The organism is Microcoleus sp. Pol7_B2, from assembly GCF_036701035.1.
In the GTDB taxonomy this organism is placed as follows: domain Bacteria; phylum Cyanobacteriota; class Cyanobacteriia; order Cyanobacteriales; family Microcoleaceae; genus Microcoleus.
This window is the reverse complement of the sequence record NZ_JAUBQB010000053.1, coordinates 44,122-50,458: the sequence shown is the minus strand read 5'-3', so window position 1 is coordinate 50,458 and position 6,337 is coordinate 44,122. Positions and strand designations below refer to the sequence as shown.

Sequence of the window (6,337 nt, the reverse complement as noted above, 5' to 3'; positions counted from 1 at the left end):
GGCACATCTCTTGATGAAGTTATTCGTGCTTATTGTGCAGAAAGAGTGTCTCATACTTATTTGAAATGACTATATATTTCGGTCACGCCACTGCGTCCTATCAATCGCAACTATCAATTCTTTCTGTTTGTTGAATTGAGTCCTTAAGATGTATTTAATCAGAGGAAACCACAGTTTTTCAATATTGAGAGCCGGTAATTTCAAAAATCTTTGAATGGCGCGTCTTCTACTCTCAAATGTGATCGGGTATGGCATGACTGTTGCCAGCGATTCAATGCTTACTTGTTTATGTGCTTGCAGCAGAAAAACTAAAATTTGCAGAGTTAAGTATTCCGCTTTTTTTAGTTGTCTTTGGAAACAATTTTGGTAAAATGGAGGTAACATTGTATATAGATGGGGTTGCTTATAAAAATTGACCCCATCTTTTTTTACCATAAATCGGTCTAACCTTTGTTAGCTATGGGTCTTGACGGGGTTGTCACCCCCTGAAAGATTAAAGCTAATATAGCAATACTAAATCAGTCGTATTTTTTTTACCCACCCCAAATATCCCCTTATCAAGGGGAGGGAGTAAGAATTTCACACATGATTTAGGATTGCTATAGCTCTCTAAATAATAAGCTTTGAAATTCCCTTTTACTTTACCTATAAATTTTACTTTAAAAGCTGTTACCTTGTTCCTTTTAATCGTTTTTGAGCAAGTTTTTTGAAGGGGTTTTAAACTCAATGGTTGCCTCCTGAGCTTTTTCGTTACTCACAGGCTTGGGTTCCTTTAAGTTGGCTTTCATGCGATAGTGTACTTGCTTGTGTAATGTTTGATATTTGAGTGAAATTTGATAGTTCTCTTCTACCCATTGACCAATTTCTTTATAAGTCTTAAAATCACAGGACTCTTCACTTAATTTTTCTGAGATTCCGGCTATTACCGCTGAAGGAATTACTCGGGGTCTACCAGTTGCTTGCCGTATTTCTAACATTTCTGACAGACCGCCAGCAATATATTGTTTTAACCATCTATGTACAGTAATTCTATGTACACCTAAACGTTCAGCTACATCTGTAAGGCTTTGACTAGCTCCAGTTTTTAACCAATAAAGTGCCTGAATTTTTTGTTTATTAGGTAGAGTTCGCTGCTCGGACAGAATTATTTTTAACTCGTCTGCTGTTAAATCAATTCTTTCTTGGTAGTTTACTTTCATAAAGTATTACTCAAACTTTGTTCTTCATTGTAGCATTTCTTCTGGAGAAATGATATTATTAACTAAATTTCCATTTTCAGGAACGTCAGCCAGTCGCTTAAAGACTAGCAACGTAATATCATCAAACACTTTCTGCTTACCGATATGTTGCCGCACATCTAGAATCACCGCATCCTTAACTCCTGCTGCAGACTTGTGCCAATTTTGACTAATTACTTGACACAATTGCTTCAGTCCATACTGCTTTTTGCCGATGTTATAGGCTTCTGGAATGCCATCAGTATAAAGCACTACGCCATCTCCAGGTTCTAGCTCAATCAGGACGTGACTGATCAAGTCTGCGATATCATCATCTAAAGCGATCGGGAAACCTAAATCCACCGTGTCGATGCGCTCAACCTCTCCATTGTTTCGCACCACTAGCGTTTCTTCATGCTGACCGCTGATGCTAATGAGTCCTTCGGAGTAGCTCAAAATCGCCAGCGTCAGACTTTTCTCAGAATTCATGCGCTGTACGTTTTTGTAGAGGGTACGGTTGAGTACATCCAGGAATCGAACGGGGTCTAGTTCACGAATCTCTTGCAGGGTGCGAACTGAGGTTTGCGCCATCAGCATCAGAATGCCGCTTTCGAGGCCGTGTCCGGTGACATCACCGATCGCCAGTGTGACAACACCATCGATCTGTAGCACGTCGTAGTAGTCACCTCCTACTTCATCAGCGGGTTCCATGTATCCGGCGATATCTAGTCCGTCAATTTCCAGTTCCTCAGGGTTAGGCAAAATCATTTGCTGGATCTGACGCGCCACATTTAATTCTGCACCTAAGCGGAGGTTGTCTACTTTGAGTTTTTCGTTGAGGGTAATGATTTCCTGATTAGCATTAGCGAGTTCTGCTGTTCGTTCTTTAACTTTGTCTTCGAGGGTTTCAAAGGATTCTTGGATTTGCCTCGCCATGCTGTTGAAGGATCGTGCCAGCAGACCGATTTCGTCTCGCGATCGCATCTTCACACGCATATCTAAGTTACCCGCCGTAAACTGGGCAACCGCTTGGGTGAGGTAAATCACAGGCTTTGTTAATAGTTGTGCGATCGCCAAAGCGATGATAGTTACAATTGTGGCGATGATTGCTAATAAAAGAAGTGCATCACGTATTTGTTTTTCTACAGGTGCTAGGGCAACGGCAATCGGCTGTGCGAAAAGAACTGACCAAGGTTTATATTTCAGGCGGGCGATCGCTAAGAGGCTCAACTCATTATTACCCGTAGCTGCCAATCGTGTGGTTAGATAAGGCTGTTTAGTGTCTAATGCTTGCTTGAGGTCGGGCAAATTGATTGCAAGTTCTTTCGTTAGAGTCTTAGGCAAACGCCCTTCGCGTTGCAGTTTCGCTACAACATTGGGCGGCAAAGGCACAATCGATTTGAAAAGGAGTTCAGGTGTAGTGCTATGTGCCAGATGGATATAGTGTTCATCTAAAAGAACTCCTAACGATTTCGCACCTGCGTGTTCAGTTTCCCGAGTCACCAACTGCTGGACAGATGTGGCATTGTATGCCACCCGCAATACACCCAATATATTTCCCTTCGCATCGCGAACAGGACTGCTAAAGAAGAGCGTCACGAGGTTGGGAATTGTCGGCGATTGCCTAATACTAGAAACAAAAGATAGTTGAGTTTTGAGCGGTTCTTGGAAGTAATCTTGACCGGATTCATCTCGTCCAACATCCGGTGTATTCGTATCGAGTACATTTCGTCCCTCTAAGTTGAGCAAGGCATAGGAGATAATATTAAGCATATCTTTGCGACTGAGCCGGGTTAAGGTTTCAGTCGCTAACATCTCTTGGGGACTACCATTTCGCCGTTCTGGAGGTAGGCTCAGATAGGCAGACAAACCTGGTAAAATCGCTTCTACGCGCACGGCATTGAGATTTGCATCGATAAACCCGTCTATTCTGTTAGCGGTTTCGTTAGCCGCCGCAGATAGGGCTTGTCGTGCGTTGTCGGTCAATGCCTTTTGAGTTGTCTGCTTGTTGATAAATGCTAACAGCAGCAACGGAATTAGAGCAACGAGGAGAAACGACACGATTAACTTTGTACGAATGCTGTTGAAAAAAGAGCGCTTCATGGTTTCCGACTAAGAGGGGGGGTTAAAAAAGAAGAATTGAACAATTTTTCTAGATTGGGAAGGCGCGTCACATTGCCCGTGCGAATAAAAAAGTCCGCATATTTCTTGGCGGTTTTGTAGATATAATTAGGACTGTCCGATTGAAAGAACTTTTGATTTTCTGCAAGGTCAGTGAGGTCTATTCCCTCGAAAGAAATTGTCTTGATGGGAATATTCAACGCTTTGCTAACGAGCTCGTTTCCTTCGGGAATATTTGCTTCCCAATATGACAAGCCTTGAAGCCAGCCTCGCACAAAGGCGCGAATATCTTCGGGGCGATCGCGTATCACCTCACCCCGAAACGCGACCAAATCCAAAATTAAGCCTGGGGTTTGTTTGCTGGTAAACAGGATATGCGCCCCTAATTTTAATGTTTCAGAAAGATACGGTTCCCAAGTGTGTCCTGCTTGGATAGCATTGTTTTGTAAGCGCTCGGGAACTTCTAAAGCCTCGACTTTAACCAGGCTAACATCATCGCTCGTCAGTTGAGAGGTTTTCAACATCTCAGTAACGAAAACTTCGCTAAAGCCGCCTAGATTTGCACCAAGCTTTTTTCCTTTCAAGTTAAGAATTGTTTTAGTGTCTGATTGCGCGACTACCACATCAGCACCTGTCGATTCATCCACAACCATCACAGCTTGCATATCAGGATTTGTTGCACTCAAGATTATAAAATCTCCCAAGGTTAATCCGATCCCATCATACTTCCCTGCACTGAAATCCGCTTGTTGCAATTGTAAGTAGTCTACATAGCTGACTTCCACGTCTATCCCTTGCGCTTTGAAGAATCCTTTCTGTTGAGCAATGATGACAGGTGTATAGCCAACAAAACTGACACAAGTTAGTTTCAGGGGAGGAAGTTTGACTGTTAGGGATTCCGGAGAATGACAAGCAAACAGCAGCCAGCAGGTAATAATAAAGATGCTGTTGAAAAACGAGCGCTTCATGGTTTCCGACTAGGAGGGGGGGTTAAGAAAGAAGAATTGAACAAGGTTTCTAGATTGGGAAGGCGCGTCACATTGCCAGCGCGAATAAAAAAGTCCGCATATTTATTGGCGGTTTTGTAGATATAATTAGGACTGTCTGATTGAAAGAAGTTTTGATTTTCTGCAAGGTCAGTGAGGTCTATTCCCTCGAAAGAGATTGTGTTGATGGGAATATTCAACGCTTTGCTCACGAGTTCGTTTCCTTCGGGAATATTTGCTTCCCAATAGGACAAGCCTTGAAGCCAGCCTCGCACAAAGGCGCGAATATCTTCGGGGCGATCGCGTATCGCCTCACCCCGAAACGCGACCAAATCCAAAATTAAGCCTGGGGTTTGCTTGCTGGTAAACAGGATATGTGCGCCTAATTTTAAGGATTCAGAAAGATGCGGTTCCCAAGTGTGTCCTGCTTGGATAGCATTGTTTTGTAAGCGATTGGGAACTTCTAAACCATCAACTTTAACCAGGCTAACATCATCGCTCGTCAGCTTAGAGATTTTCAACATCTCAGTAACGAAGACTTCGCTAAAGCCGCCTAGATTTGCACCAAGCTTTTTTCCTTTCAAGTTAGGGATTGTTTTAATGTCGGATTGGGCGACTACCACATCTGCACCTGTGGATTCATCCACAACCATCACAGCTTGCATATCAGGATATGTGGCACTCAAGATCATAAAATCGCCCAAGGTCAATCCAATTCCATCATACTTCCCTGCACTGAAATCCGCTTGTTGCAATTGTAAGTAGTCTACATAGCTGAGTTCCACGTCTACCCCTTGCGCTTTGAAGAATCCTTTCTCTTGAGCAATGAGGCCCGGTCTATGGCCAACAAAAGAGATCAAACTTACTTTCAGGGGAGGACGTTTTACTTTTAGAGATTCCACAGAATGACAAGCAAACAGCAGCCCGCAGGTAATAATAATAAAGATGCTGTTGAAAAAGGAGCGCTTCATGGTTTCCGACTAGGAGGGGGGGTTAAGAAAGAAGAATTGAACAAGGTTTTTAGATTGGGAAGGCGCGTCACATTGCCAGCGCGAATAAAAAAGTCCGCATATTTCTGGGCAGTTTTGTAGATATAATTAGGGCTGTCTGATTGAAAGAAGTTTTGATTTTCTGCAAGGTCAGTGAGGTCTATTCCCTCGAAAGAGCTTGTATTGATGGGCATATTCAACGCTTTGCTCACGATCGCGTTTCCTTCGGGAATATTTGCTTCCCAATATGACAAGCCTTGAAGCCAGCCTCGCACAAAGGCGCGAATATCTTCGGGGCGATCGCGTATCGCCTCACCCCGAAACGCGACCAAATCCAAAATTAAGCCTGGGGTTTGTTTGCTTGTAAACAGGATATGCGCCCCTAATTTTAATGCTTCAGAAAGATGCGGTTCCCAAGTGTGCCCGGCTTGGATAGCATTGTTTTGTAAGCGATTGGGAACTTCTAAAGGCTCGACTTTAACCAGGCTAACATCATCGCTGGTCAGTTTAGAGGCTTTCAACATCTCAGTAACGAAAACCTCGCTAAAGCTGCCTAGATTTGCACCGAGCTTTTTTCCTTTCAAATTAGGGATTGTTTTAATGTCGGATTGGGCGACTACCACGTCTGCACCTGTCGATTGATCCAACACCATCACAGCTTGCATATCAGGATTTGTGGCACTCAAGCTCACCAAATCGCCCAAGGTCAATCCGATCCCATCATACTTCCCTGCACTGAAATCCGCGTCTTGCAATTGTGAGTAGTCTACATAGCTGAGTTCCACGTCTACCCCTTGCGCTTTGAAGAATCCTTTCTCTTGAGCAATGATGAGAGGTGTATAGCCAACAAAAGGAACACAAGATACTTTTAGGGGAGGGGGTTTTAGTTTTAGAGGTTCCGGAAAATGACAAGCAAAAAGTAGGCAGCCGGTAATAATAAAGATACAGATGAAATTGAGTAGTTTATACATACTATCTAAAGCATTCCTGGTGTAGAAAAGGCGATTTATATTTTCTTGAGTCC

The 6,337-nt window shown here is 43.3% G+C and carries 6 protein-coding genes; all 6 read right to left on the bottom strand.

Translation table 11 applies throughout. The annotated features are described in order from the left end of the window. Positions 1-69 precede the first annotated feature (69 nt). Positions 70-435, bottom strand: coding sequence for a hypothetical protein (locus tag QUA57_RS19275; RefSeq protein WP_333063124.1), 366 nt, complete (start codon positions 433-435; stop codon positions 70-72). Between the two features lie 248 nt (positions 436-683). Then, entirely contained in the window at positions 684-1,199 is a 516-nt protein-coding gene (locus QUA57_RS19270) for a helix-turn-helix domain-containing protein (protein ID WP_333063122.1), read from the bottom strand. Positions 1,200-1,223: 24 nt separating this feature from the next. Next, positions 1,224-3,320, bottom strand: coding sequence for a SpoIIE family protein phosphatase (locus QUA57_RS19265; RefSeq protein WP_333063120.1), 2,097 nt, complete (start codon positions 3,318-3,320; stop codon positions 1,224-1,226). Further along, positions 3,317-4,306, bottom strand: coding sequence for an ABC transporter substrate-binding protein (locus QUA57_RS19260; protein WP_333251267.1), 990 nt, complete (start codon positions 4,304-4,306; stop codon positions 3,317-3,319). The genes QUA57_RS19265 and QUA57_RS19260 overlap by 4 nt, the downstream gene beginning before the upstream one ends. Continuing rightward, complete coding sequence (locus tag QUA57_RS19255) at positions 4,303-5,295, bottom strand: ABC transporter substrate-binding protein (RefSeq protein ID WP_333063117.1); 993 nt, start codon at positions 5,293-5,295, stop codon at positions 4,303-4,305. Before QUA57_RS19255 ends, QUA57_RS19260 begins: the two co-directional genes overlap by 4 nt. Next, entirely contained in the window at positions 5,292-6,284 is a 993-nt protein-coding gene (locus tag QUA57_RS19250; RefSeq protein ID WP_333063115.1) for an ABC transporter substrate-binding protein, read from the bottom strand. The genes QUA57_RS19255 and QUA57_RS19250 overlap by 4 nt, the downstream gene beginning before the upstream one ends. Positions 6,285-6,337: the final 53 nt, after the last annotated feature.